The organism is Stenotrophomonas sp. 05L413 (assembly GCF_056397945.1).
In genome coordinates this window covers 180417-204142 of the sequence record NZ_JBFTOL010000007.1, presented here as the reverse complement: position 1 = coordinate 204142, position 23726 = coordinate 180417, and the positions used below count along the sequence as shown (strand labels likewise).

General features: G+C 68.1%; 24 protein-coding genes. 4 read left to right on the top strand and 20 right to left on the bottom strand.

What is annotated here, in order from left to right; genetic code table 11:
* Window positions 1-54: 54 nt before the first annotated feature.
* From murU to AC1DIQ_RS16410, 4 genes are read right to left on the bottom strand one after another with little or no spacing between them, the layout of a single operon-like run.
* Window positions 55-759 (bottom strand): N-acetylmuramate alpha-1-phosphate uridylyltransferase MurU, encoded by a 705-nt coding sequence (gene murU / locus AC1DIQ_RS16425; RefSeq protein ID WP_121043174.1) that lies wholly within the window; start codon window positions 757-759, stop codon window positions 55-57.
* The gene (locus AC1DIQ_RS16420; protein WP_152153532.1) at window positions 756-1781 is read right to left on the bottom strand and encodes an aminoglycoside phosphotransferase family protein; all 1026 of its coding nucleotides are present in this window, start codon (window positions 1779-1781) and stop codon (window positions 756-758) included. The genes murU and AC1DIQ_RS16420 overlap by 4 nt, the downstream gene beginning before the upstream one ends.
* Window positions 1782-1839: 58 nt before the next feature.
* Window positions 1840-2109: a GlsB/YeaQ/YmgE family stress response membrane protein gene (locus AC1DIQ_RS16415; RefSeq protein ID WP_019185648.1), complete on the bottom strand. Its 270-nt coding sequence runs from the start codon at window positions 2107-2109 to the stop codon at window positions 1840-1842.
* Between the two features lie 60 nt (window positions 2110-2169).
* Window positions 2170-3663 (bottom strand): M20 family metallopeptidase, encoded by a 1494-nt coding sequence (locus tag AC1DIQ_RS16410; RefSeq protein WP_478050424.1) that lies wholly within the window; start codon window positions 3661-3663, stop codon window positions 2170-2172.
* A gap of 253 nt (window positions 3664-3916) precedes the next feature.
* Here AC1DIQ_RS16410 and AC1DIQ_RS16405 point away from each other — a divergent pair, with 253 nt between their 5' ends.
* The 4 genes from AC1DIQ_RS16405 to AC1DIQ_RS16390 all read left to right on the top strand — a co-directional run bounded on the left by AC1DIQ_RS16405 (window position 3917) and on the right by AC1DIQ_RS16390 (window position 7045).
* Entirely contained in the window at window positions 3917-4192 is a 276-nt protein-coding gene (locus tag AC1DIQ_RS16405) for a ComEA family DNA-binding protein (RefSeq protein ID WP_121043558.1), read from the top strand.
* 407 nt (window positions 4193-4599) lie between these two features.
* A complete protein-coding gene (locus AC1DIQ_RS16400) occupies window positions 4600-5661 on the top strand; it encodes a L,D-transpeptidase (protein WP_152153528.1) in 1062 nt (353 codons plus the stop codon).
* Window positions 5662-5688: 27 nt separating this feature from the next.
* Window positions 5689-6396, top strand: coding sequence for a murein L,D-transpeptidase catalytic domain family protein (locus tag AC1DIQ_RS16395; protein ID WP_121043182.1), 708 nt, complete (start codon window positions 5689-5691; stop codon window positions 6394-6396).
* 37 nt (window positions 6397-6433) lie between these two features.
* Window positions 6434-7045 carry a HutD/Ves family protein gene (locus tag AC1DIQ_RS16390; protein ID WP_478050423.1) on the top strand — a complete coding sequence of 204 codons (612 nt, stop codon included), beginning with the start codon at window positions 6434-6436 and terminating at the stop codon, window positions 7043-7045.
* Between the two features lie 17 nt (window positions 7046-7062).
* Here the strand turns inward: AC1DIQ_RS16390 and AC1DIQ_RS16385 are convergent, their stop codons facing one another.
* The 16 genes from AC1DIQ_RS16385 to sufC form a co-directional block, all read right to left on the bottom strand.
* A complete protein-coding gene (locus AC1DIQ_RS16385) occupies window positions 7063-8676 on the bottom strand; it encodes a sulfite reductase subunit alpha (protein ID WP_478050422.1) in 1614 nt (537 codons plus the stop codon).
* Entirely contained in the window at window positions 8673-9653 is a 981-nt protein-coding gene (locus tag AC1DIQ_RS16380; protein WP_478050421.1) for an FAD:protein FMN transferase, read from the bottom strand. The genes AC1DIQ_RS16385 and AC1DIQ_RS16380 overlap by 4 nt, the downstream gene beginning before the upstream one ends.
* A gap of 122 nt (window positions 9654-9775) precedes the next feature.
* The gene (locus tag AC1DIQ_RS16375; RefSeq protein ID WP_121043190.1) at window positions 9776-10582 is read right to left on the bottom strand and encodes a DUF4198 domain-containing protein; all 807 of its coding nucleotides are present in this window, start codon (window positions 10580-10582) and stop codon (window positions 9776-9778) included.
* 26 nt (window positions 10583-10608) lie between these two features.
* Window positions 10609-11127 (bottom strand): DUF2271 domain-containing protein, encoded by a 519-nt coding sequence (locus AC1DIQ_RS16370; protein ID WP_121043192.1) that lies wholly within the window; start codon window positions 11125-11127, stop codon window positions 10609-10611.
* A 22-nt stretch (window positions 11128-11149) separates the two neighbouring features.
* Window positions 11150-11788, bottom strand: coding sequence for a PepSY-associated TM helix domain-containing protein (locus AC1DIQ_RS16365; RefSeq protein ID WP_152153521.1), 639 nt, complete (start codon window positions 11786-11788; stop codon window positions 11150-11152).
* A 149-nt stretch (window positions 11789-11937) separates the two neighbouring features.
* Window positions 11938-14361, bottom strand: a complete 2424-nt coding sequence (locus tag AC1DIQ_RS16360) for a TonB-dependent receptor domain-containing protein (RefSeq protein WP_478050420.1) — start codon at window positions 14359-14361, stop codon at window positions 11938-11940.
* 139 nt (window positions 14362-14500) lie between these two features.
* Window positions 14501-14938 (bottom strand): hypothetical protein, encoded by a 438-nt coding sequence (locus tag AC1DIQ_RS16355; protein ID WP_147433921.1) that lies wholly within the window; start codon window positions 14936-14938, stop codon window positions 14501-14503.
* Between the two features lie 132 nt (window positions 14939-15070).
* Window positions 15071-15784, bottom strand: a complete 714-nt coding sequence (locus tag AC1DIQ_RS16350) for a tetratricopeptide repeat protein (protein ID WP_478050419.1) — start codon at window positions 15782-15784, stop codon at window positions 15071-15073.
* On the bottom strand, window positions 15777-16466 hold the full coding sequence (locus AC1DIQ_RS16345; RefSeq protein WP_121043200.1) for a Fe2+-dependent dioxygenase: 690 nt from the start codon (window positions 16464-16466) through the stop codon (window positions 15777-15779). The genes AC1DIQ_RS16350 and AC1DIQ_RS16345 overlap by 8 nt, the downstream gene beginning before the upstream one ends.
* Window positions 16467-16515: 49 nt before the next feature.
* A complete protein-coding gene (locus AC1DIQ_RS16340; RefSeq protein WP_121043202.1) occupies window positions 16516-18801 on the bottom strand; it encodes a TonB-dependent receptor in 2286 nt (761 codons plus the stop codon).
* A 149-nt stretch (window positions 18802-18950) separates the two neighbouring features.
* Window positions 18951-19340, bottom strand: a complete 390-nt coding sequence (locus AC1DIQ_RS16335; RefSeq protein WP_121043204.1) for a hypothetical protein — start codon at window positions 19338-19340, stop codon at window positions 18951-18953.
* Between the two features lie 89 nt (window positions 19341-19429).
* A complete protein-coding gene (locus tag AC1DIQ_RS16330) occupies window positions 19430-19762 on the bottom strand; it encodes a non-heme iron oxygenase ferredoxin subunit (RefSeq protein WP_121043206.1) in 333 nt (110 codons plus the stop codon).
* On the bottom strand, window positions 19759-20295 hold the full coding sequence (locus AC1DIQ_RS16325) for a GNAT family N-acetyltransferase (RefSeq protein ID WP_478050418.1): 537 nt from the start codon (window positions 20293-20295) through the stop codon (window positions 19759-19761). The genes AC1DIQ_RS16330 and AC1DIQ_RS16325 overlap by 4 nt, the downstream gene beginning before the upstream one ends.
* Before the next feature lie 106 nt (window positions 20296-20401).
* The gene (locus AC1DIQ_RS16320) at window positions 20402-21658 is read right to left on the bottom strand and encodes a cysteine desulfurase (protein ID WP_121043210.1); all 1257 of its coding nucleotides are present in this window, start codon (window positions 21656-21658) and stop codon (window positions 20402-20404) included.
* Window positions 21655-22917 (bottom strand): Fe-S cluster assembly protein SufD, encoded by a 1263-nt coding sequence (gene sufD / locus AC1DIQ_RS16315; protein WP_478050417.1) that lies wholly within the window; start codon window positions 22915-22917, stop codon window positions 21655-21657. The genes AC1DIQ_RS16320 and sufD overlap by 4 nt, the downstream gene beginning before the upstream one ends.
* Window positions 22917-23681: a Fe-S cluster assembly ATPase SufC gene (sufC, locus tag AC1DIQ_RS16310; RefSeq protein WP_121043214.1), complete on the bottom strand. Its 765-nt coding sequence runs from the start codon at window positions 23679-23681 to the stop codon at window positions 22917-22919. The genes sufD and sufC overlap by 1 nt, the downstream gene beginning before the upstream one ends.
* Between the last annotated feature and the right edge of the window lie 45 nt (window positions 23682-23726).

Sequence of the window (23726 nt, the reverse complement as noted above, 5' to 3'; positions counted from 1 at the left end):
GTGCCGGCTCATCGTTGCCTCAGCCACGCATGGCGTGGCGCTACCCTGGCAGGGTCAGGCGTTCAGTTCCGCATCCAGCTGCGCTAGGCGTTCGGGCGTGCCCACATCGGTCCATCGCCCGCGATGGTGCTGGCCGGTCACGCGGCCCTGCGCCATCGCATGCCGCAGCAGCGGGGCGAGACCGAACTGTGGCGGTGTCGCGCTGGCACCGTCGGTTTCGCCGATCACCGCGCGCCAACCGTCGATGATCGCCGGGCGGTACACGCCGATACCGGCATAGGTGAGCCGCGCGCTGTCACCGTCATCGCTGACGCGACCATCGGCGTGCAGGATGAAATCGCCACGCGGGTGCTGCGCCGGATTGTCCACCAGCACCAGATGCGCATCGCCGGTGGGTGTGCGTGGCAGGGTAGCGACATCCGCATCCGTCCACACATCGCCGTTGATCACCAGGAACGGTGCCTCGCCAAGGATCGGCAGCGCGTTGAGAATGCCGCCGCCGGTTTCCAGCGGCACGTCGCCTTCGTGGATGAAGTGCAGCCGCAGCCCCCAGCGCGCACCGTCGCCGAGTGCGGGCGCGAACTGATCGCCGAGCCAGGCGGTGTTGATCACCACCTCATCGATACCGGCGGCGGCCAGCCGTTCCAGATGCCACACGATCAGCGGCCTGCCACCGGCGACCAGCAGCGGCTTGGGCGTGTGCAGGGTCAGCGGGCGCATGCGCTCGCCTTTGCCGGCCGAGAAAATCATCGCCTTCATGGGCGGGCCAGGACCGGTTCGGCGATACGGGCCAGGGCCGGTTTGATGCGCAGCTCGAACAGATCGTGCAGGGGGGCCAGCGCGGGATGGCGCGGCAGCACTTCATCCAGGTAGCGGATGAAGCGCGGCGCATCCTCGAAGTAGTGTCCCTTGCCGTCGCGGTCGCGCAGGCGCACGAACAGGCCGAGGATTTTCAGGTGGCGCTGCACGCCCATCCAGTCCGCGTCGCGCAGGAACTGCGGCCATGGCCGAACCGGCAGACCGGCCGCCAGCGCTTGTGCGTGATAGCGCGCCAACCAGGTATCCACGCGCTCGATCGGCCAGCTCAGGAACGCATCCTTGAACAGGCTGACCGGGTCGTAGGCGATCGGTCCACGCACCAGGTCCTGGAAATCCAGCACGGCCGGCCCGCCGTCGATCGGCATCAGGTTGCGCGGCATGAAATCGCGGTGGGTCAGCACCTGCGGCTGCTGCAGTGCGTTGTCCATCAGCAGGCGATGCATGCGCTGCAGGTTCTCGATCTCGCCACAGTCCAGTTCAAGGCCGAGGTGACGTTGCAGGAACCATTCCTCGAACAGCCCGGCATCGCGCTGCAGCAGTGCCTCGCCGAAGCTGCCCATGCCTTCGGGCACCGGGATGGACTGCAGCCGGATCAGCTGAGCGAAGGCAGCGTCGAACCAGGCATCGGCATTGTCGGTGTCGATATGGCGGGCCAAGGTCGGGCCGCCCAGGTCTTCCAGCAGCAGGAAGCCGTTGTCTTCATCGCGCGCCAGCACCTGCGGCACGCGCACGCCGTTGGGCTCGAGCAGGTCATGCATGCGCAGCCACGGCCGCACATCCTCCAGCCCGGGCGGGGAGTCCATCACGATGTGGCTGCCGCGCGCGCTGGTGGCGCGCCAGTAGCTGCGGAAACCGGCATCGACCGAGGCACGGTCGAGGGCGGTGGCCGGATCGCCGAGGGCGGCGCAGGTCCACTGTCGGCGGTGTTCGGCGCGCAGCGGATCGGAAGCAGGATCGTTCATGGACGGGTACGTCGAAGCGGCGCCGGACGGCGCGCGGGAAAGAAAAGAGCGGCGATGCTCAGCGCTTGCTGCTGAACAGCCGAAGCACGGCCAGGACCGCGACCGCACCGAGGATCGCGCCGATGAACCCAGCGGGCTCGCCGCGGGCATACCAGCCCATGTACTGGCCGAACCAGCCGGCCAGCAGGGCACCGACGATGCCGAGCACGATGGTCAGCAGACAGCCCATGCGGTTGTTGCCGGGCATGAAGAAGCGCCCGAGCAGACCGACGACGAAGCCGACCAGGATGATGTAGAGCCAGCTGGTGCTGCCAAACAGTCCGTTCATGCCAAAGACGTCAGTAGAGGGTGGACGCAGCCTAGCAAGGCCAGGCTGCGTCCGCCAACGTCAGCAGCAGCCGTGGCCGCCGTGACGGGTGCCGCTGTCGGCGGCGACCGGCGACCCGCTGGTCTCGCCGCGCAGGCTGGCGGCGTAGTGCTCGCTGATCACCTTGGACACGCACGAGGTCACGCGCTTGCCCATCGGGATGTGCAGGAACTCGTTCGGGCCGTGTGCATTGGAGTGCGGGCCGAGCACGCCGGTGATCATGAACTGTGCGCCCGGGAACTTCTCGCCGAGCATGCCCATGAACGGGATCGAGCCGCCTTCGCCCATGTACATCGCCGGCTTGCCGAAGAAGGTCTGGCTGGCGTCGTCGATCGCCTGGGTCAACCACGGCGCCATCGCCGGAGCGTTCCAGCCGCTGGAGGCTTTTTCCAGCTCCAGCTTCACTTCCGCACCGTTCGGCGGATCGCGCAGCAGGGCTTCCTTCAGCAGCTCGCCGCAGGCTTTGCCGTCAGCGGTCGGGGGCAGGCGCAGCGACAGCTTCACCGCGGTATGCGGGCGCAGCACGTTGCCGGCCGAGGCCAGCGGCGGCAGGCCGTCCACACCGGTGACCGACAGCGCCGGGCGCCAGGTGCGGTTGAGCACCAGTTCGGCCAGGTCGTCGTTCATCGGGCGCAGGCCCTCGACCATCGGGAATTTCTCGAAGATCGCGGTGTCCACCACTTCAGCGGCACGCTTGGCCTGCTCCTGGCGCTCGGCCGGGATCTCGACATTCATGCCGTCGATCAGGATGCGGCCGGTGTTCTCGTCCTCGATGCGCGAGATCAGCTGGCGCAGCAGGCGGAAGCTGGACGGGATCACGCCGGAGGCATCGCCGGAATGCACGCCTTCGTTGAGTACCTTGACCGAGAAGTTGCCGCCGGTCAGGCCGCGCAGCGAGGTGGTGCACCACAGCTGGTCGTAGTTGGCGCAGCCCGAATCCAGGCACACCACCAGCGAGGGCTTGCCGATGCGGTCGGCCAGGTGGTCGACATAGGCGGGCAGGTCGTAGCTGCCGGATTCTTCGCAGGCTTCGATCAGGATCACGCAGCGCGCGTGCGGCAGGCCCTGTTCCTGCAGCGCCAGCACGGCGGCCAGCGAACCGAACATCGCATAGCCGTCATCGGCGCCGCCGCGGCCGTACAGCTTGTCGCCGCGCAGCACCGGGATCCACGGGCCCAGATCATCGTCCCAGCCGGTCATTTCCGGCTGCTTGTCCAGGTGGCCGTAGAGCAGGATGGTGTCGTCGCCGGTCTCGGCGCCGGAGGCCGGAACTTCCAGCAGCAGCAGCGGGGTGCGGCCCTCCAGGCGCACGACCTCGACGGTCAGGCCGGGCAGGTTCTGCGCCTTGGCCCAGGCTTCCATCAGGGTGACGGCCTGTTCCATGTAGCCGTTGGCGACCCAATCGGCGTCGAACATCGGCGATTTGTTGGGGATACGGATGTAATCGACCAATTGCGGGACGATTTCGTTGTCCCACTTTTCACTGACGAATTGGCCGAGCTTGGCGCTGTCCATCTGAACTCCGGAGTGCTTTTGACAAGTCCCGCCATTCTACGCCTGCGCTGGGGTAGGTATTTCCCTACACCACGTCGGGTGTTAGGCCTGCTGTGTGAAGGTGCCGTGGACGATAGGCTGTGTGTATGTGGCGAGGGACGCTGGAACCTTCGACAGGATTGCCGGCAGGGGCCGGTTCCGAGCCACAAGGAGTGACACAGTGGGACCTTGGTTTTCGTGCAGGGCGCTGGTGCTGGGACTGCTGTTGAGCGGAATGGCCTTCGCGGCCGATCGGATCAACATCAATACGGCGGACGCGTCGACGCTGCAGCAGGGATTGGCGAACGTGGGGCCGATGAAGGCCGAAGCGATCGTCGCGTACCGGCGACAACACGGCCCCTTCGAACACGTCGAGGATCTGGCGCGGGTGAAGGGGATAGGGACAGCTACCGTCGAACGGAATCGACAACGGATGACGACCGGGGCCAGGCAGGCGCCGGCCGAGGCACCGCCCAGGAGGGCAGCGCCGGCCTCCGTACCAAGGCGCTGAACAACAGGACAGGTCGGGACCGGCAGGAGGCCAGTCACTGGTTGCCACGGCAGGATGCCGTGGCGGCACCGACAGCTGCAGGAGGCAGCACGCACGGAAGCGGCGCGGAAGGATTGGCGCGGACCCACCAGGACGGTGGCATCCAGACCCCGGGAAGGGCTGAGATGGCGGAAGCATATACGGCCGAGTGCAGGATGCATGGCCGGCACCCAGACTGGGCAGGATGCACAGGGGGAAGGCGGGATGCCGACAAGGATGTATCGATTGCCCGGTTCGCACAGGATGTGTGGCCGGGCAATTACTTTTTGGGGCGGACGAAAACCGGCAGCAGGGCTGCGCGTGGTTTTCGCGAACGCATGCAGGCAGTTCGTGTAGCGTGGCGGCATCTCTTCGAATGGATGCACGACATGGCAGTACGCAGCACGCTGTTGAGTCTGGCACTCGGGACGCTGCTGGCGACCGGGATGCTTCCCGCCACCGCCGCCAACAGTGCGCCGACGGCCAACAAGACGACCGAGGCCCCGCGTGGCCCGACCGATCTCAAGCCCGGTGAATTCCTCTGGCATCCGGAGATCTCCCCCGCCGGCCCGATCGTGCTGGTGGTCAGCCTCGATGAGCAGCGTGCCTACGTGTACCGCAACGGCATCGCGATCGGGATGAGCACGATCAGCTCGGGCAAGACCGGGCATGAAACACCGACCGGCGTGTTCACGATCCTGCAGAAGGACAAGGACCACAAGTCCAACCTCTACAACAGCGCGCCGATGCCCTACATGCAGCGCCTGACCTGGGACGGCATCGCGCTGCACGGCGGCAGCCTGCCCGGGCACCCGGCCTCGCACGGCTGCGTGCGGCTGCCACAGGCGTTCGCGCAGAAGCTGTTCGGCGAAACCCACCGTGGCGATACCGTGGTGGTGGCCGATGCCAAGAGCGCGCCGATGACGCTGGCCTATCCGGCCGTGCTGGCGCCGGTCAGCAGCACCGGCACGCCGCTGGTGGAGAGCACCGACGCACCCGCGCACTACTGGAATGATGCGGCGGCACCGGCCGGCCAGGTCGGCATCCTGGTCAGCCTGCACGACCAGCGCCTGTACGTGCTGCGCGATGGCGTGCTGATCGGCGAGTCGCGGTTGGAGGCCAAGGCCTTGCCGGCGTTCGAGGGCACCACGTTGTTCGTGATGGGCCAGGGCTACCAGGACAACCCCAGCCCGCTGGACCCGCACCGCCCGCTGCACCGCTGGACCGCCTACCCGCTGCTGGGCCAGACCGCCGCCAATGCCACCCCGGACCTGCTCGCCACGCCGAGCCTGCCGATGGCGCTGCCGCCGGAATTCGCCGAACAGCTGTACAGCGTGCTGGTGCCCGGCACCACGCTGCTGGTGACCAGCCTGCCGGCCGTTCGCCCGGTGGCCGATGAACAGAACCTGCAGCCTGTCTTGGAATCCGATGCCGGTGGGTCCACGTTGTAAGGGTTGCCTGCGCCTGGTGAGCTGCCCATGCCCGTTGTGAAATTGCTGCCTGCCGCGTTCTGCGGCCTGATCGCGTCCGCCACGGCGGGCGCGGCCAGCCCCGCGCCGGCCCCGGAGGCGAGTCCGGTGCAGATGGCCGAGATGCTGGCCAAAGCCGCCCCTGCGGCGGACAAGCACGTCCTGCAGCTGGCGGCCCGCGCGATGCGCTGTGCGTTGCGCCGGCCGGAGCTCGGCGTGGACCCGGGCAAGTTGAGCGTGATCGATTACTCGCGGCCGTCGACCGAACCGCGCATGTGGATTTTCGATCTCACGCGCCAGCGGCTGCTGTTCGAAGAGTGGGTCGCGCATGGGCGCAACAGCGGTGACAACCGCACCCAGCATTTCTCCAACAAGGACGGCAGCTTCATGTCCAGCCTGGGCGCGTTCACCGCCAAGGAAACCTACATGGGCGGCAACGGCTATTCGCTGCGCCTGGAAGGGCTGGAGCCGGGTTTCAACGACCATGCCCGCGACCGCGCGATCGTGATCCACGGTGCGCCCTACGTGAATCCGGCGATCGCGCGCCTGCAGGGCCGGCTGGGCCGCAGCCTGGGCTGCCCCGCCGTGCGGCTGTCCGTGGCGCGGCCCCTGATCGACAGCCTGCGCGGCGGCACGATGGTGTTCGCGTATTACCCCGACAAGGACTGGCTGGCGCGTTCGCGCCTGCTGGAACCCGATTGCGGCGGCGTGTCCTGAGGCAGCTCTGCTGCTTCGGCTCAGGCACACTAGCGCCATGTCGACCGATACCGTCCTGAGCGCGGCCAGCCGCGTCATTCCGTCCTTCCAATACCGCCGCGAACGCTGGCGCAACGGCCTGGGCTGGACCCGCGAGATCCTGCGGCTGCCCGACAACGACGACTGGCAGGTGCGCCTGTCGATCGCCGAGATCGAGCAGGACGCCGCGTTCTCGGCCTTTCCCGGCGTCGACCGCGAGCTGGTGCTGCTGCGTGGCGAAGGCCTGCACCTGCGCTTCGCCGATGGCACGCTGCATACGCTGATGCCGCCGCACGACCGCCTGCGGTTTGCGGGCGAAGCGCAGGTGACCGGCGAACTGATCGACGGGGTGACCCACGATTTCAATCTGATGTGGCGGCGCGATGCCGTGCAGGCCGAGCTGCTGCACCGGCCGCTGGTGGGCAGCATGTTCTTCTTCACCGAACCCGCGGCGGCGTGGGCGATTCACCTGCTGGCCGGCCAGGCCGAGTTTGAGGGCGAGCCGTCGCTGGCACCGCTGGCCGCCGGTGATACCGCCTGGTTGGCGGCCGGTGAGCGCCGCCGGTTCGCGTTGCACGGCGGCGGCGAGTTGCTGGCGATCCGTGTCAGTGCGGGTGGCCGCACCGCCTGAGGGCCTGCAGGCAACCCTCAGTACACGTCGCGCCGGTAGCGCCCGGCCACGATCAACGCTTCTTTTCCGTCGCGTCCCAGCGCCTGCTCGATCACCGCATCCACCGCCGGGGCCATGCCCTGCAGGCTGCCGCAGACCAGGATCGTGGCACCGTCGTGCACCCACTGCTGCAGCGTGTGGATCTGCGCCTGCAGCCGGTCCTGCACGTAATGGTGTTCGCCACCGTCTCGACTGAACACCGTATCCAGACGCGCGATCCAGCCGTCGCGCTGCCAGGCGCGCAGGTCGTCGCCGAAGAAGAAATCGTGCGCGGCCGTGCGCTCGCCGAACAGCAGCCAGGTGCGGCGCGCGCCGGCGCTGATGCGCTCGCGCAGGTGGGCACGCAGGCCGGCGATGCCGGTGCCGTTGCCGATCAGGATCAGCGGCGTTGCCGCCGGCACACCGTGGAAGTTCGGGTTGCTGCGGAAGCGCAGATCGATGCGGCCCTCCAGCGCGGCGTGATCGCACAGCCAGCCGCTGCCCAGCCCCGGGGTGCCATCAGGACGCAGCTGACGGCGCAGCAGCAACTGCACCTGGCCTTCGGCAGGCAGGCTGGCGATGGAGTACTCGCGGTGCGGCAGCGAACGTAACGCGGCGACCAGTGCGTCTGCGTCGGCAAACGTCGGGAGCTCCCCATCACTGGGCAGATGCGCCCGCGCGAGATGTGCGCGCAGCGGCTGTCCATCGATGAGCATATCGCCCTCCCACGGGGTATTTCGCAGCCACGCCTCGACGTCGGCCGGTGCATGCTGCGGCCCGATCTCGACCACGTCGCCGGCCTGCCACGCCGGGAGCACGCCATCGGAGGGCACCAGCGTGATGCGGTACGTCGGTGCGCCCGGGCTGCCCGGGTTTTCCAGATGCCGCGCCTGCAGTTGCCACGGCAGATACTCGGCCGGGGCCCAGTCCGGCAGTTCGGTGGCGTCACCGCCGAGCTGGCCGAGAAGCTGCTGCCAGTGGCGCAGTGCGCCGGGGTCGGCGTTGTCTGCCTCCACGGTATCGAACAGCGGATGCGCGCCGTGCTGGCGCAGCCAGGCATCCAGCTGGTGACCGAAGGCGCAGAAATGCCCGTAGCTGCGATCCCCCAGCGCCAGCACGCCGTACTGCAGTTGTGGCAGTTCCAGCGCCTGTGGCATCACCTTGCGCAGGAAGGGCAGGGCATGATCCGGCGCATCGCCTTCGCCGGTGGTGCTGACCATGAACAGCACCTGCCCGCTGCGCTGCAGAAGCTCGGCGGTCACCGCATGCAGCGCGCGGATGCGGACCGGCAGGCCGGCAGCGCGCAACGCCTCCGCACTGCGTTCGCACAGCTGCTGGGCGAAGCCGGTCTGGCTCGCCCAGACCAGCAGGATCGGTGCGGATCCGGGATCGGCGACGTGGTCTTCGCGCGCGCGCCCGCGCCACCAGATCAGCGTGCAGAACGCCGCATACAGCACCAGGCTGCCGGCGGCCCAGCGCCACTGCGAGGCCAAGGGGGCGCTTTGCCACCACGCCTCACCCAGATGCAGGCGCAGCAGCGCCCAGGCGATGACCGCCAGCAACAGCATGACCGCCAGGTTGCCCAGCCACGCACGGGAAGGACGCAGGCTCATGCCGCGCCCACGCGGTCATCGGCAAGCAACTGCTGGAATGCGGGACTCATGTGTTCCTCGATACCGTGCGCACCCCGGCTGACAACGCGGGCGGCCAGTGCATGGGTGCGCGCAAATGCGATGCCCTCGCCGGGGCCCATCACCGTCAATGCGGTGGCCCAGGCATCGGCCTGCATGGCGCTGGCGGCGACCACGGTGACCGCGGCCGCAGCGCGCGTGACCGGTGCACCGGTGCGCGGATCCAGCGTGTGGCTGAACTGCTCGCCGCCCTGTTCGAAGTGATGCCAGCGATCACCGGAGGTGGCCACCGCCCGATCCCTCAGCGCGAGCACGCGCGGCGGATGCTCTGCCTGTGCATCGTCTTCCGGGGCCGATTCCACCAGCACGCGCCACGGCTGACCGTCGGGCTTTTGGCCGAACCCGTGCAGCTCGCCGCCGACTTCCACCAGCGCTGCGCGCACGCCGTTCTGGCGCAGCCACGCGCTGACCTGGTCGACACCAAATCCCTTGGCGATCGCCGAGAGATCCAGCGCCAACCCGCCGGGTTGCAGCAGGCGGCCGGGCTGCCACTGCAGCCGTTCCCAGCCACACCGCGCACGGGTCGCGGCGAGGGCGGCCGCATCGGGAATGCGCCGGGCCTGCGCCTGCGCGCCGAATCCCCACAAGGCCACCAACGGGCCGATGGTCGGATCGAAGGCGCCGCCGCTGCGCTGTGCGATGTCCAGCGCGCACTGCATCACGGTGTCGAACAATGGCGGCAGCGCCTGCCACTCACCGGCGGAGGCGCGGTTGAACCGCGCGATATCGCTGTCGGCTTCCCACGTGCTCATCTGCGCCACGATGGCGTCCAGCTGCGTCTGGATGCCGGCGTGCAGCGGGTGCAGGTCGCGGCTGCGCGCCACGGCCAGCCTTACCTGCCAGGTGGTGCCCATGGTGTGGCCGCCGAGGCTGGCGATGTCGAGATCCGGGTTGTTCATGGGGGTGGGCACGTCGGGCCTAGTAAGCCCGATGGCCGGACTGCGTCGGGTGAAAAGCCCCCGTCGTGTCGACGGGGGCGCGATGAGGTGGACGGCGCGTGCAGCGGCCGCGCCGAAGGCCGTTACTCGGGCAGCACTTCCAGCGTGGCCACGTAGCTCAGGCGACGCTTCTTGGCCTCCTTGATCGAGGTCCTGCTGTCTTCGGTGCCGGTTTCCAGCCAGTACATGCCCGCTTCCGGCCAGGTGACGGCGAACTCGCCCTTGGCATCGGTGCTGACCTTGATCTCGTCCTGCGCGTTGCGGTACCGGGTGCCGCCGCGGGTGATCTCGAACGCCAGGCCGGCGGTCGGCTTGCCGTCGACCAGCACGCGGAAGCGCGCGGCTTCACCGGCGACCAGATCGTTCGGGTGGGCCAGCGCGATCATCTCGATGCCCTGGTTGGTCGGCTTGAGCGCGGTGTCGTTCGGCGTGCCGTTGGTGACGAAGGTTTCCACGCGACCGACCGACTGCGAGACCTGCAGGTTCCTGGCGTTCTTCGGCACTTCGGTGGCGAAGGTGGCGGGGGTGCCGCGCCAGCGCTTGGGCTTGCCGTCTTCTTCCCAGCTGGCCGACAGGCCGTTGTTGATCGTGGCCAGGCGGTAGGTGCCCTGCTGGGTCAGCTCGACATCGAACACGCTGCGGAACTTGCCGGTCGCCGCGTTCTGCGGCTGCACGGTGCTGCCGTCCGGCGCGGTGATGACCAGGTTGTCCAAGCGCAGCGGCACGTGGTTGAAGTAGAACAGGTCGTTGGAGACCGCCGCATCGACGGTGATCCACGGGTTGGTACCCGCGATCACGGTCTGCGAGGGCTGCAGCCAGGCCTTGTGGGCCAGGGCGGAGAACGGAAGTGCGGCGGCCATGGCGGCGGCGAGGACGAGCGTGCGCTTCATCGAAAAACTCCAGGTGGATGGGGGGATCAGGGCTTGGCGGACAGGGTGACCAGACCGAGTTCGGTCGCGCCCTGGGCCTTGCCGGACTGGGCGGACGTGGCCGGCCAGGTGAAGGGGATCTTGAGCAGTTCGCGGCCGCCGACTTCGCGCACCGCTTCCACCACGAGGGTGTAGTTGCCCGGGGCGAGCGCCTTGAGCGCCGGCTGCTTGTCGCTGAAGGAGAGCGCGTGCTTGCCGACCGGGCGGGTCGGGCCGGTCACGCCGTCCACCGGCACCTCCAGCGTGCGCCCACTCTTGCGCCACCACTGGCGCAGGTCGGGCAGCCACTTGGTGCCATGGCCTTCGGCGTTGCCGGTCTGCTGGTACCAGACGGAGAGGTTGGCGGCGACCTTCTGGTCGGCCCCTTCCAGCCACACGGCCACATACGGGCGGTGGTACTCGGCCACGTTGAGCTTGGGCACCTCGACGTTGATGTCCAGGGTGGTGGCATAGGCCGGCGAGGTGGCCAGCAGGCCGCTCAGGGCGATGGTCAGGGTGACGCGCATGGTGCGGCTCCGGAAGGGACGGTCAGTGGATGAGGATCAGGGCGATCAGCAGCGGGATCAGCAGGCCCAGGCCGACCAGCGGCCAGGTCATGCGGCGCTGGCGGGCATGCAGGTGCAGCAGGAACAGGCCGGTGATGCAGAACACCAGGCAGGCCACGGCGAAGATATCCAGGAACCAGCCCCAGGCTGGCCCGGCGTTGCGCCCTTTGTGCAGATCGTTGAAATAGGACACCCAGCCGCGCGCGGTGGATTCGTACTCCACGTCGCCCGTTTCGCGGTCGATGCTCAGCCAGGCGTCGGCCCCCGGGCTGGGCATGGAGAGATAGATTTCGCCATCGGACCATTCGGCCGGGCGGCGGCCGATCGAGATGCCCAGCTGCGCATCCAGCCAGCGGCTGGCCACGCGGGGCAGGGGGGCATTGCCGTCGGCGCGGTCGCCGAGCTTGCCGAGCAGCTCGGCAGGCAGCGCCAGCTGGCGGCTGACCACCTCCGGCTTGGCTTCGATCCTGGCCGCGTGGTTCAAGGTGATGCCGGTCGCGGCAAACAGCAGCATGCCGATCAGGCACACCGCCGAGCTGATCCAGTGCCACTGGTGCAGCGTGCGCAGCCAGAAGCCGCGGCGTTGTTGTTGCACGCTGGAAGAGGGAGCGCTGGTGGCCACGGTCGGGAGAGAGAGTACTGAGGGGCGAATTACACCATTGATGAGAATGATTCGCAATTTGTGCAAAAAGAAGGCAGCGTTCCGTTGCCGGCGCGCTGCCCGAGGTCAAGGCCAGCGGCGGCGTCACCAGGACGCCGCCGCGGTGTGCCTCAGAACTTGGCGTTCAATGAGATCCAGTAGCTGCGGCGCTGATCCTTGGTGGAATAGTCATCCACACAGCTGTAGTCGCTCTCGCTGATCAGCACGCAGGACTGCGAGACGAAGTTCTTGTCGAACAGGTTGTTGACCCGCGCGTTGACGGTCAGCCACTTGTTGATATCCCAGCTGCCGCCGAGGTGGAAGATGGTGTAGTCCTCGTAATAGCGGGTCTGCGAGCTGCTCACGCCGCCCACGTTGCTGACCAGCGTGTCGCGGTAGCGGTCGTAGCGGCCTTCGCCGATCAGCGACAGGCTCACCGCCTCGCTGATCTGCCAGTTCAGGCTGGCATTGGCCATGTGCCTGGCCGGGTTGCCGGTGATCGGCAGGCCCTTGCCGGTGCCACTGGTCTGCTCGCTCTTGGTCCAGGTGTAGTTGCCGCGCAGTTGCAGGTTGTCCAGCAGATCCACCTGGGCCGCCGCTTCCACGCCGCGGGTCTCGGCCTTGTCGATGTTCACGCTCTGGCCGAAGGTGCTGTAGCCCAGCTCGGCCCAGCCCGGGCCGATATCCACGCAGTAGCTGCCATCGTTCGGAGCGACTTCGCAGTTGGCGAAGGTGCCGCCGCTGGCGATCTTGTCGTCGAACTTGTTGAGGAAGCCGGTGAGGTTGAAGCCCCAGCGATCACCTTCGTAGTACGCGGCGATTTCGTAGTTGGTGCTGGTCTCCGGCTTGAGATTCGGCGAGCCGACCAGCGGGATCACGCCCTGGCCGCCGAAGCCGACGATGCCGGGGAACAGCTGGTCCGGACGCGGGGTCTTGTAGCCCGTGCTGACGCCGCCCTTGACGGTCCAGGCATCGTTGGCATTCCACACCAGGTAGGCGCGCGGGCTGACGTGACTGCCGAAGATGTTGTGGTCGTCATAGCGCACGCCGACCGTGGCGGTCAGGGTGTCGGTCAGCGACCAGTTGTCCTCGGCGAACAGCGCCCACATGCGGTGCTGCTGCTTCACGTTGTTCTTGTAGCCGGCGCCGTCCATGCCGAACACGCCGTCGATCATGTCGGTATCGTTGTACTGGCCGCCGACGGTCAGCTTGTGCGCGCCGAAGGTGAGATCGAGCATGGTGTCCAGCACGTTGCCCTTCAGTTCCATCGTGCGCAGCGGGCGCGGCAGGAAGGCCTGCAGGCGCGCCATCTCGGCCGGGTTCAGCGCAGCCAGACCGTTGCGTGCGCTGGCGGCGCAGTTGGCGGCGGCGCCGGTGCGGCGGCAGACGTCGTTCCACAGGCCCTGCAGATCGGCGCGCTCATCCAGCGTCAGCGGCAGCGAGCGGCCGAGGTTGTTGCTGGTGATGTGGGTCAGCGTGGTCTGCCAGGTGCCGAATTCATAGCGGCCCTGGTGGGTCAGTGCCAGCTGGTCGCGCTCATAGCGCTGGTAGGCGGTGTAACCCACGCGCGGCTGCACCACGCGGCGGGTAACGTTGCCGGTGCCGTTCGGGTTGGGGATCGTGGCAGTGCCGACGCGCCACAGGCTGGCCAGGCTGTCCAGGGTGCCGGTCTGGCCTTCGCTGTTGTCGTACTTCTGGCGCGACACGTCGTAGTCCAGCCACAGCTCGTGGTCGTCATTGACGATGAAGTTCAGGCGCAGGCCGGTGTTCCAGTTGGTGTTGGCCACCGCCTTGCCGCCGGCACCGAAGCCGATGCTGCGCGACCATAGCGTGCCGTCCGGCAGCGGCAGATCGTCCCATTCCGGGTTGGAGGCTTTGGCGTCGTAGTAGCTGCCGCGCACCGACAGGCCCAGGCGGTCCTTGATCAGCGGGCCGCTCAGGTAGACATCGGTGCTGCGTGCATCACCGAACTGGTCGTCCTGCTGCACCGTGAAACCCTGGGTGACCGCGCCATGCCACTCGGTCTGGTTGCGGCGGGTGATGATGTTGATCACCCCGCCCATCGCATCGGAGCCGTACAGCGTGGACATCGGGCCGCGCACCACCTCGATGCGTTCGATCGCATCCAGTGGCGGCATGTAGGAGAACTGGCCACCGCCGAAGTTGTTCGGGTAAAGGTTGCCGGCGTTGCTCTGGCGGCGACCGTCGATCAGCACCAAAGTGTAGTCCGACGGCATGCCGCGCATGGAAATGGTGGCGCGGCCGTTCTTGTCGGTCGGCTCCATGCCCACGTCGATGCCTTCCACGTCGCGCAGCGCATCCACCAGGCTGGTGTACGGGCGCTTGCTCAGCTCTTCGCGGCTGATCACGCTGATGCTGGCCGGGGCATCGGCGATCTTCTGCTCGAAGCCAGCGGCCGTGACGACCACCTTGTCCAGCGTGGTCGGGCCGGCCGGGTCGCCGTGGGCGAAGGCCGGGGCGCTCAGCGCACCGAGCAGGGCGATGGACAGGGTGCAGCGGGACAGGGACGTGCGACGACGATGGCGCTGGGCCATGGGGGTAACCTCGAAAAGGAGAACGCGGACGCGACATGGCAGGCCGCAGGGCGGCAGCACGCGCAGGAATCAGGAAGGCCCGGAACGGGCAGAACGTGCGTGACCGGGCGGGGCGCAATGGCGCCGCCGGCCGTGTGGATCAGCCCTGCGGTGGGGCTTGGCCGCGCTGGACGCGCAGGCCGGGTGCGGCAGGCAGCGGCGTGGCCGGTGCCGAATCAATGGCGGGCACGACCCGCGGCGGCTGTGCCACCAGGGTGGCCATCAGCGCATCCAGCGATTCCACGACCGGTGGCAGCGACGGCTGCGGCGGTGGCGTGGAAGCAGGGCGTGCGCTGGCGACCCGGCGCGGCTTGGCCGGGGCTTCTTCCTGCGGGGTGGTCTCGCCACCGCCGGCCGGGCGCTCGTCCATCGGCATCTGCAGGACCATCACGGTGCTGCCGGGGGCAACGCGCTCCAGTACCGGCAGGCCGGCCAGCAGCAGCGACAACAGGCCCAACCACGCCAGCACGGTCGACAACGCCTGCTGCCGCCCGCGCATGGCGGGAGCAAAGCTGCGATGGCGGTGTGGATGGCGCAAGACGAGCCCCTGTCGAAGCGGCCAGTCGATCAGCCGACCGGCAACGCGGCGGGATTGTAGGTGAGATTCGTTAGCGGACGCAAATGAGAATGATTAATGATTCTGCGCCTGCAGGTACGTCAGCCTTTGCAATCAGGCAACCAGGGCCCGGATCGAGGGATGGGGCGAGGCCGCCAAGGTGGGGCGCAGGTGAGCCAGAAACGACGGACTGCCGTGGGCAAGTGCGCGCCGCAGCCAATCTGCTGCACCGTCGATGTCCCCGGCGGCGAGCAGCAACGAGGCATGGCTGGCTTGGCCGCGGAAGTCGCCGGCCTCGGCCGCGCGCCGATACCAGGCCGGTGCCGCAGCCGGATCGGCCGCCACGCCGATCCCGTCCTCCAGGCAGCGACCGACCAGATTCATCGATTTGGCATGGCCGAGCCGCGCGGCGCGCAGGTACAGCGCGAACGCGGCGCGTTCATCGCGTGGTACCCCACGGCCGGTGCCCAGCAGGTTGGCCAGGTTGTACAGGCCCCAGTCCAGCCCGGCATCGGCCGCCTTGCGATACCAGACCGCGGCCAGGGCCAGGTTGACCGGCGTCCCGGTGCCGAGCTCGTGGCAACGGCCAAGCATGTTCATGGCGATCGCCAGGCCACCATTGGCGGCGCGCTCGAACCAGAGCACGGCGGCGGCGGCATCGGGCGCGATCCCGCGTCCTTCCATCCGCGCCTGGCCGAGCAGGCACTGCGCCTGCGGATCGCCGCGCTGTGCGGTAGCTTCCAGGGTGGCGAGTGCGGCGGCCGGATCGTGCCGCAGCTGCTCGGCCAGTGCCGCCACGTCGAGCGCAGCCAAGGGGGCCTCAGACATCGGCCCACTGCCGCAGCAGGTTGTGATACACGCCGGTCAGGTTCACCAGCGCGGGGTGTTCGGGGTGGTCATGGGTGAGACGGCGGATCGAGACATCCAGATCCCACATCAGGCGCCGCTGGCCGTCATCGCGCAACATGCTCTGGATCCAGAAGAACGAGGCCAGCCGCGTGCCGGCGGTGACCGGGGTGACCTGGTGCAGGCTGGTGCCCGGGTACAGCACCATGTGGCCGGCTGGCAGTTTGACCCGCTGGTTGCCGTAGGTGTCTTCGATCACCAGCTCGCCGCCCTCGTACTCGTCCGGATCGCTCAGGAACAACGTGGCTGACAGGTCGGTACGTATCGGCTGTGGTTGGCCCGCAACGGTGTAGTCGTAGCGCACCGCGTTGTCGACATGGAACCCGAAGGTCTGCCCCGGCTGATAGCAGTTGAACAGCGGCGGGAAGATGCGACGCGGCAAGGCGGCCGAGAAGAAGGTGCTGTTGCGGCCCAGCGCATCGAGGATGGCCGAGCCGACCGCACGTGCGGCCGGATCCGATTCGGGCAACTGCAGGTTGTGCTTGGCCTGCGCGGACTGGTAGCCCGCGGTCAGGCGGCCGTCGGTCCAGCCGGCCGTGGCCAGCTGCTGGCGGGCCTGGGTGACCTGCTCGGCGGTGAGGACGTCGGGGATGTGCAGCAGCATGGAGGGCTCCAGCCCCTCCCGCACGAGCGCGCGGGAAGGGGTGTATCGGTTAGAACGTGAAGTTGAAGGCCAGCGTGGCCGAACGACCCGGCGCGATGGCGGCGTAGTGCGAAGCGTACGCCTTGGTGAAGTAGGTTTTGTTGGTCAGGTTCTGCACGTTCAACTGCAGGCTGTAGCGCTCGCTGAAGGCGTAGCCGACCATCGCATCCCAACGGGTGTAGGAGGGCACCCACTTGGTGTTGTTGACGTTGCCGTAGACCTTGTCCACGTAGTTGGCACCCGCGCCCAGGCTCAGGCCCGGCACGAACGACGGCGCCCACGTGGTCCACAGGCTGGCGCTGTGCTTGGCGGTGTTGGGGAACGCGTTGCCGTTGAACGGCGAGGGCACGTAGACGCCGTTGACCAGCGCGAAGCCGTTGTCCTCGACCACCGCATCCAGGTAGGTGTAACCCCCGAAGACCTGCCAACCCTCCACGATCGTGCCGCTGAAGCCCAGCTCGGCGCCCTTGACCTTCTTGGTGCCTGCGTTCTGCGTGGTGCCTGCATCGCTGGTCACGCGCGCGTTGCTCATTTCGGTCTGGAAGATCGCACCGGTCAGCGACAGGCGGGCATCGAACAGATCCCACTTGGTGCCCAGCTCGATGTTGCGGCTGCGCTGCGGCTTGAGATCCTGGATGGTGGCACTGATGCCGTCGGCGCCGTCGCCGCCGTCCACGCCGACCGGGGTGGAGGAGGTGCCCCAGGAGACGTAGATGCTGCCGTTTTCCACCGGCTTGAACACCAGGCCGGCCTGGCCGTTCCAGAACGAGGTGTCGTTGCGCAGGTGCTGCAGGTTGGCCGCCGCAGTGGGGTTGAACTGGTGGGTGTTGTAGTCGTCCAAGCGCGCGCCCAGGTTCAGCATCCATTGCTCGCTGAAGCTGATCGTGTCGAACACATACGCCGATTTGGTGCGGGTGGTCTGGCGCACATCGCGGGCCGGATCGCTGCGGGTGACGGCATGGGTGGCCGACCACGGATCGTTCGGATTCGGATTGGTCAGATCGGTGCAGTTGTAGCCGGTGGCGGCGCCGGTGGTCGGGCAGCTCTGGTTGCCGGTCAGCGGGTTGTTGGTGCCTGCGGTGGTTTGGCCATTGGGGCGGCGCACATCGGCGATCGCATAGGTGCCGCGCACGGTCTTTTCGCTGCTGTACTCGACGCCGGCGTTGAAGCTGTGGCGCAGCGGGCCGGTTTCCAGCTCACCGGTCACGCTGGTCTGGTTGACGAAGCTGTCGGTCTGCGTGGCGCGTGCATTGGTACGGCGCCAGACGGTGCCGAACAGGTTCGGGTTGCCCTTGCTGTCGTCCGGCTGGGTCCACAGGTAATCGTTGCGGGTATCGCCGTAGCGGGTGATGTTGCGCAGCACGATGCCGCCAAAATCATGCGACAGATTCAACGTGGTGATGTCCGCCTTGGTTTTCTGGAAGTCGCGGTCGACCAGGCCATAGAACGCATCGCGGTTGGTCACGATCGGGCTGCCGTCACCGTTGAGCGCCACGTTGGGGCCGCTGGTGAACGGGTTGTTGTACGGGAAGCCGCCGGCATCGGGCAGGTCGTCGGTTTCCATGTGGTAGTGGCTGATCACCGCCTGGGTCGGGCCGTTCAGGCCGAATGCCAGCGACGGCGCGATGCCCCAACGGCTGCTGTTCACTTCATCGCGGCCGGCCACGTCGGCATCGTGCTTCATGATGTTCAAACGGGCGGCGATGCCGTCGCCGATCACCTGGTTCGCATCCAGCGTGCCGCGGCGGTAGCTGTCGGTGCCGGCGGCCAGGCTGCCGGACACGAAGTCCTCCAGCTTGGGCGTCTTGCTGACCAGGCTGATGGTGCCGCCGGCCGAACCGCGGCCGGAGTAGGCCGAGCTCGGGCCCTTGACCACATCGATCTGCTCGATGGCGAACACTTCACGGGTCTGGCTGCCGGCATCGCGGATGCCATCCACATAGATGTCCGAGGCCGAATCGAACCCGCGGATGAAGGGCCGGTCGCCGGTCGGGTTGCCGCCTTCGCCGGCACCGAAGGTGATGCCCGGCACGGTGCGCAGCGCATCGAGCAGGGTGGTGGCCGCGGTCTGCTCGATCACCTGCTGGGAGATCACGCTGACCGACTTGGGCGTATCCAGCAGCGGTGCGGTGAACTTGGAAGACTGCGCGCGGACGCGCTCGCCGTGGACATCCACGCCGTCCAGTTCGGTGGCGCGCTGCGGATCGGCGGCAGCATCGGTCTCTGCATGGGCGATGGCGGGGGCGGCGATGGCCAGCAGCAGGGCGGACGACAACGGAGTCGGGCGGACGGTCATGGTGATTCCTGGGAAGACGGACGAAGGCCGGACGGCACGCGGCGGTCACGGCGGAGCGGAGGCAGGTGGGGAAAACGGACAGGCGGCCGACGGCGGCGCGGTGACGCAGGCGTGGCGGGCATCGACGCGCAGCAGCGTCGACGCCGGGATCAGGCGTAGGGAGGCGCGTGGCCGGGGTTGAGCCGCAGCGAGGGTTCCAGCCGCTGCCAACGCAGCGCGTCGGCGCGCCACAGCGGCACCCGCGCGACCCACGGCCCGCGGCTCAGGCGAGGCAGCACCGCCGGGTGGCCGGCCTCGGGGTCTGGGCCGGTCTCGGCTGTCAGGCTGGGCTCGGCGAACGGCAGCTCCGGCGCAGGCGCGGTGGGCGCGGTGACCCGAAGCGTGCTGCCGGCGTCCACTATCGCCGGGGTCTGGCCCTTCGCCGGGGAGCGCCCGGCGTTACCGGAACTGCCGGCGCTCAGCCAGCCGCAGGCCAGCAGCACCACGCAGAACGTGGCCCACAGGGCGGCGATACCAAGGACGGAGCGGTTGGCGGACACGGCTTACCGGGCAGGAGCGGCCGGGTGGCCGCAATGCCTATGGTAATAGGAACAATTCGCGTTTTCAAAACGCCGGCGTTCAGCCCGGGTCAGTCGCGGTCGTCGCGGGCCCAGACGGCGTCGTGTTCCCGCTTGACCGGGAACTTCGCGACCGGCGAGTAGGCCGGGGCGCACAGCGCGGCCCCGTCGCGGATGTCGAAGCGGGCCCCGTGCAGGACGCACTCGATGCTGGCCTCGGTGGTATCGAAGGTGCCCGAGGACAGCTCGAACTCGTCGTGGGTGCACTGGTCTTCCAGCGCGTACAGCTCGCCGTCCAGGTTGAACACCACGATCGGCGTGCCGGTCACCTCATCGAAAGTGCTCTTCATCTCGCCGGGCAGCAGCTCGGCGCTGGCGCAGACGAAGGTCCAGGTGTCGCTCACGCCGGCACCGCCAGCGGCTTTTCCAGGATCTCGAAGCGCAGATCGTCGCGCTTGGGGATGCCGAAGCGTTCATCGCCATACGGGAAGGGCTTTTTGATGCCRGTGCGCTGGTAGCCGCGGCGCTCGTAGAAGGCGATCAGCTCGTCGCGGATGTCGATCACCGTCATCTGCATGACCGGCACGCCCCACTCGCGCGCGGCGTGGGCTTCGGCGGCCAGCATCACCTGCTTGCCGATGCCGCCGCCCTGCTGGGTCGGGTCCACCGAGAACATGCCGAAGTAGCCTTTGCCCTGGTCATCGGCGATATGGGCGCAGGCCAGCAGCTGGCCCCCGCGCTCGGCCAGCAGGATGGTACTGCGCGGGCGCTCGATGTCGGCCTGAAGACCCTGCGGGTCGATGCGGGCGCCATCGAGGATGTCGGCCTCGGTGGTCCAGCCGGCGCGGCTGGCATCGCCCCGATAGGCGGAGGTGACCAGGGTGACAAGGGCGGGGATGTCGGCCAGCGTGGCGGCGCGGTAGGTGAGTGTGCTCATGCGGCCATTTTAGGCTGGCCGGGGCCGGGACGGAAACGACCGCAGCCGGGAACGAAAAACGCCGTGGCAGGCCACGGCGTTCCGGTGAGGCACAGACGGGGCGGGCTCAGCCCAGCAGCTTGCGCACCTTGTTCAGCGCCACGATGAAGCGCTCGATTTCGTCATGCGTGTTGTAGAACGCCAGCGAGGCGCGGCAGGTCGCGGCGACGCCGTAGTACTGCAGCAGCGGGTGCGCGCAATGCTGGCCCGAGCGGACGGCGACGCCTTCCAGGTCGAGCAGGGTGGCCAGATCGTGCGAATGCGCGCCGTCCACCAGGAAGGAGACCACCGCCGCCTTGTCCGGCGTGGTGCCGAAGATGCGCAGGCCGTCGATCTTGTTCAGCTCTTCGGTGAAGTGCGCCAACAGCTCGCCTTCGCGGGCTTCCACGTGCTCCAGGCCCAATGACTCGAGGTAATCCACCGCCACGCCCAGGCCGATGAAGCCGGCGATGTTCGGGGTGCCGGCCTCGAACTTGTGCGGGGCATCGTTGAACACGGTGCCCTCGAAGCTGACTTCCTTGATCATCTCGCCTCCGCCGAGGAACGGCGGCATGGCATCGAGATGCTCGCGCCTGGCCCACAGCGCGCCGGTGCCGGTCGGGCCGCACATCTTGTGGCCGGTGATGGCATAGAAGTCGCAGCCGATCGCGGGGATGTCGACCTTGCGGTGCGGCACCGCCTGCGAGCCGTCCACCACGGTGATGATGCCGCGCTTGCGGGCTTCGCGGCAGATCTCGCGGACCGGGTTGACCGTGCCCAGCACGTTGGAGACGTGGGCAACCGCGAGCAGCTTGACCTCGGGGGTCATGGCCGCGCGCAGCGCATCCAGATCCAATGCGCCCTCCGGGGTGATCTCGGCCACGCGGATCGTCGCGCCGGTGCGCTGGGCGACCAGCTGCCACGGCACGATGTTGGCGTGGTGTTCCATGCGCGAAACCAGGATGACATCGCCGGCCTTCAGCCGCGGCAGTGCCCACGAATAGGCGACCAGGTTGATCGCGAAGGTGGTGCCGCTGCACAGCACCAGCTCGCTGGCGCGCACGTTGAGGAAGCGCGCCAGTTTGTTGCGTGCGCCTTCGTAGGCATCGGTCGCTTCGGTGCCGAGCGCATGCACCGCACGGCTGACGTTGGCGTTGTAGCGGCGGTAGAACTCGTCCACCGCGCCGATCACCTGCACCGGCTTCTGCCCGGTGTTGGCGTTGTCGAAATACACCAGCGGCTTGCCGTGCACTTCACGCATCAACAGCGGGAAGTCCAGGCGCACGCGGTCCCAATCGGGCGCGGCGCCGGTATCGGCGACCGGGCGCGGCGTGGACAGGTTCATGCCACGCCCGCCAAGGCCAGCGCACGGTCGAGCTGGGCGGTGAGCTGCTCGGTCAGGCGTGCGTCGAGCGCGTTCAGCGGTTCATGGCAGAACGCCGCGCTCAGCAGCTGCTGCGCGCGATCGGCCGGCAGGCCACGCGAGCGCAGGTAGAACAGCGCGTTGGCATCGAGCTGGCCGACCGTGGCGCCGTGGGCGGCCTTCACTTCGTCGGCATCGATCACCAGCGTGGGCTGGGTATCGATCTCGGCATCGGCGGAGAGCAGCAGGTTCTTGTTGGACAGGTTGGCGTCGGTGCCATCGGCGCCTTCGCGGATGTGGATGCCACCGTGGAAGACCACGCGGCTGCGGTTGGCCGCCACGCCACGCCAGACCATTTCCGAGGCGGTATCACGCGCGATGTGCTCGATGCCCAGGCGGGTATCGATATGGCGGCGGCCGTTGCCGAGCAGCACCCCGTTGGCAGTCAGCTGGGCGTTGTCGCCTTCCAGGCGGACGTTGAGCTCATGGCGGCTCAGCGCGGCGCCCAGCTCCAGATCGATGCGGCGGTACCGCGCGTTGCGGGCCAGCACGGCGTCGGTGCGCAGCAGCGAGGTGGCGCGGGTGGCGTCGGCCTGCACGCGGGCGTGCGAGAGCACCGCATCCTGCGCCAGATGGACGTGCACGAGGGTGTTGTCCAGGTGCGCGGCATCACCTACATGCAGGTGGTGCTCGACCACGCCCAGCGCAGCGCCAGCACGAAGCTCGATCAGGTGGCGGTGGTGCCAGGACAGATCGGTATCGCCGGCCACGCTGATGAACACCAGCTGCAGCGGCGCCTCGACCTGCACGCCTGCTTCCACGCGCAGCAGCACGCCCTCATCGGCGAGTGCGGCGTTGAGGCGGGCGAACACTTCCTCGCTGCGCTCGAAGCGGCGGCCGAGGAAGCGAGCGGCTTCATCGCCCGCGGCCAGCGCCGAGGACAGGGTGGCCAGCTGCACACCGGCCGGCACTGCAGCGACATCGCTCAGCGCGCCGGACGGGCGACCATTGACGAACACCAGCCGCGGCGACGGGATGTCGGCCAGCAGGGCGGCATCGACCATGGCCGGGGCGAGCGGGGCGGGCTGGAAGCTGCGACGCTCCAGCTGGCGCAGGGAGGTGTATTTCCAGGCTTCGGTGCGCGGGCCGGGCAGGCCGGCCTGCAGGGCGGCATCCAGCTCGGCGCGACGTGCATCGCTGCCGCAGAAGCCGCTGGCGAGGGAATCGAGCAGGGCGCTCATCAGACCGCTGCCTCCGGCACCACGCGGTCCTTCAGGAAGTGGTAGCCATGGGCTTCCAGTTCCAGGGCCAGTTCCGGGCCGCCGCTCTGCACGATCTTGCCATCGGCCAGCACGTGGACCACGTCCGGCTTGATGTAATCGAGCAGGCGCTGGTAGTGGGTGATCACGATGAAGGAACGGTCCGGCGAACGCAGCGCGTTCACGCCGTCGGCCACGCTTTTGAGCGCGTCGATATCCAGGCCGGAGTCGGTTTCATCCAGGATCGCCAGCTTCGGCTCGAGCACGGCCAGCTGGAAGATCTCGTTGCGCTTCTTCTCGCCACCGGAGAAGCCTTCGTTGACGCCGCGGTGCAGCAGCTCGTCCTTCAGGTGCAGCACGGCCAGCTTCTGGCGGACCAGCTTGAGGAACTGCATCGAGTCCAGTTCTTCCTCGCCGCGCGCCTTGCGCTGGGCGTTGAGCGCGGCGCGCAGGAAGTAGGTGTTGTTCACGCCCGGGATTTCCACCGGGTACTGGAAGGCCAGGAACAGGCCGGCGGCGGCGCGTTCTTCCGGCGCCAGCTCGAGCAGATCACGGCCTTCGAACTGCACACTGCCTTCGCTCACCTCATAGCCGTCGCGGCCGGCCAGGACGTTGCCCAAGGTGGACTTGCCGGCGCCGTTGGGGCCCATGATGGCGTGCACCTGGCCGGGCTTCACGTCCAGCGAGAGGCCCTTGAGGATGTCTTTGTCGCCGATGCGTGCGTGGAGGTTGTCGATCTTCAACATGTCGATAATCGTCTTGTCAGATAGGGGAACTGGAGGCAGCGCGAC